This window comes from Streptomyces sp. (genome assembly GCF_035563135.1).
Classification (GTDB): Bacteria; Actinomycetota; Actinomycetes; order Streptomycetales; family Streptomycetaceae; genus Streptomyces.
On the sequence record NZ_DATMVN010000015.1, the window covers coordinates 1 to 2,100 of the forward strand.

Genomic DNA, 2,100 nt, shown 5'->3' on the forward strand with positions numbered 1-2,100 from the left:
GGTCGCTGGCGGACGGTGCGCATGGGTCAACGGTCCCGCATCAACGCCCGCGGGGGAAGGACACGGCAGGGGTCGTTCCCGGACCCCCCGCCGGGAGCAGGGCTGCGGGCCTGTATCGTTGTCGACGGCCCGGACGCACCAGACCGGGTCGGAACGGGGCTGTGGCGCAGCTGGTAGCGCACCACACTGGCAGTGTGGGGGTCAGGGGTTCGAGTCCCCTCAGCTCCACCCCTCTGAGCAGGCCGTTCTCCGTTCCGGAGAGCGGCCTGACTCGTTCGTGGTGATCCGTGCTGGTCCGCCGGCGTCGGTGCAGCGGCGGTGTCGCCGGCGTCGCGGGAGCCACCTGAAGGAGCGGCTGCTGTGGCTTGTGTGCTGACATCTCACGGTCCTCACCTCAGCCGGTGTCGCCGGTGTCGCCGTGGGGCGCGCCGACCGGCTTGGACTCCGGTGAGCCGCGCTGCCGCAGGTAGACCGCGAAGATCGCCATCGAACCGACGGCGAGGAACTCCGACTGCCAGTTCTGGAACGTGCGGCTCCAGAAGTCCGGGCGGCCGAGGTAGCCCAGCCAGCTGACCGGGTCTTCGTGGTCGGTGAGCTGCTCGCTGTTGTAGGCGGCCCAGCCGGCCACCGACATCGCGCCCCAGGTGAGCAGGAAGAACCCGCCCATCACGAATCCCAGCGACCGGGAGAAGAGCGTCGTCCGCCAGCCGCCGCCGCGCACCCAGGCCGGGGAGTCGGGCCGGGCGTGCTCACCGACGCGCTGTTCCTCGTCCGTCTCAGGGCCGATCTTGTGCGCCTCCTTGGACTCTGCCGAGCCGCGCTGCACCAGCCAGACGGTGGCGAAGACGTAGAGGAAGAACTGCAAGTACTCCGACTGCCAGTTCTCCATCACGTCGACGGCGAAGGACGAAGAGGTCAGGTAGCGACCCAAGGACAGCGCAACCAGCCCCTGCGCCTCCCGCTGCTCGTTGAAGTCCGCGGCGCCGGACAAGGCCTGACCGACCAGCGAGCCGAGGAACAGCCCGCCGAAGGCCAGGCTCAGCCCGTTGTTCCGGACGACCTCCCGGACGCTCATCTGCCCAGCAATCCAAGCGTTGTGCAGTAGGCGACCCCGGCGATGATGAGCACCAGGTAGGTCACGTAGACGCCACGCACGCCTCTCACGACGCCTCCAGCTGACATTCGTAGGGCCCGTCGCCGCCGGGTTCGCAGGCCGCGGCGCTGACCAGCCACCCGCTGTCGTCCCGGGTGAGGAAGTACGTGTCGTCGCTCAGCTGCACCAAGGCGTCCTCACCCCACACCGCGACGGAGTCGACATCGCCGCTGCCGAGCGGCAGCTCGCCGATGGCCTCGATGCAGGCACTGCCCTCGTCGAGCTCGAGCGAGGTGCGGGTGGCCGGCGCGAGCAGCCCGCAGCGGACCTGTGCATCACCGGCTGCAAAGGACGATGCGACGGTTCGCACGCCTGGCTCGTCGGCGTTGGTACAGCCGGATAGCGCGGTGAGCAGTAGCGCTCCCAGTGCCCGGGATTTCCACCGACGGCCCATGATCATCGGAATCTCCTCTGTTGGCGGTCGGCAAACCCCGGCGAACCGCCATCACCTTTTGGGGTGACGCCGCCAGGGCGCCATGAGTGCCCGCGCCGAGTTGGTGGGGGGTACCGGACGGATGGGCTCTCTCATGTCTTCGATCAGACCCGCTTGGTCACGCCGACCTTCGCTCTCCATCCGTTGGGCACACAGCCCCGCACCACCGCCCGGCGGCTGTTGAACGCGGTTGTCGACCTTTGGTCGGTGCGTCCGCGGCCGGAGTGCAGGCTGCGGTCAGGCGCCAGCTGCGTGGCTGCCCCGCTGCAGACCGGCCCGACGTCATGTCGTTGTCTCCCGGGTCCGGTAGGTCAGTTCCAGCGCGTGGCTGAGGCCAGGCAGAAACGCGGCTGCTGCCTCGAGTGCGATGTTGCCGGTGGGATTCACCACCTTCAGCGCCGACCGTGTCAAGCAGCCCGCGGCCCAGGTCCCGTTCCAGCGAGCGGTTGAGGCGTGCTGGTCAGTGGTTGCCGGGCTGGCATTCGGCGGGCTTGCCGTCGCTGGACAGACCAAC

General features: G+C 69.0%; 2 protein-coding genes and 1 tRNA gene. 1 reads left to right on the forward strand and 2 read right to left on the reverse strand.

The features are described 5' to 3' along the window. The first annotated feature begins 155 nt into the window (after positions 1-155). A tRNA-Ala gene (locus VN520_RS00870) sits at positions 156-228 on the forward strand. Positions 229-394: 166 nt separating this feature from the next. Here VN520_RS00870 and VN520_RS00875 read toward each other — a convergent pair. Beyond that, positions 395-1,075 carry a DUF6766 family protein gene (locus VN520_RS00875; protein ID WP_325744871.1) on the reverse strand — a complete coding sequence of 227 codons (681 nt, stop codon included), beginning with the start codon at positions 1,073-1,075 and terminating at the stop codon, positions 395-397. Between the two features lie 85 nt (positions 1,076-1,160). Next, the gene (locus tag VN520_RS00880; RefSeq protein ID WP_325744872.1) at positions 1,161-1,463 is read right to left on the reverse strand and encodes a hypothetical protein; all 303 of its coding nucleotides are present in this window, start codon (positions 1,461-1,463) and stop codon (positions 1,161-1,163) included. Between the last annotated feature and the right edge of the window lie 637 nt (positions 1,464-2,100).

Excerpts from the sequence above, each read along its gene's own strand:
- VN520_RS00875 (WP_325744871.1), bottom strand. The coding sequence starts at position 1,075 with ATGAGCGTCCGGGAGGTCGTCCGGAACAACGGGCTGAGCCTGGCCTTC.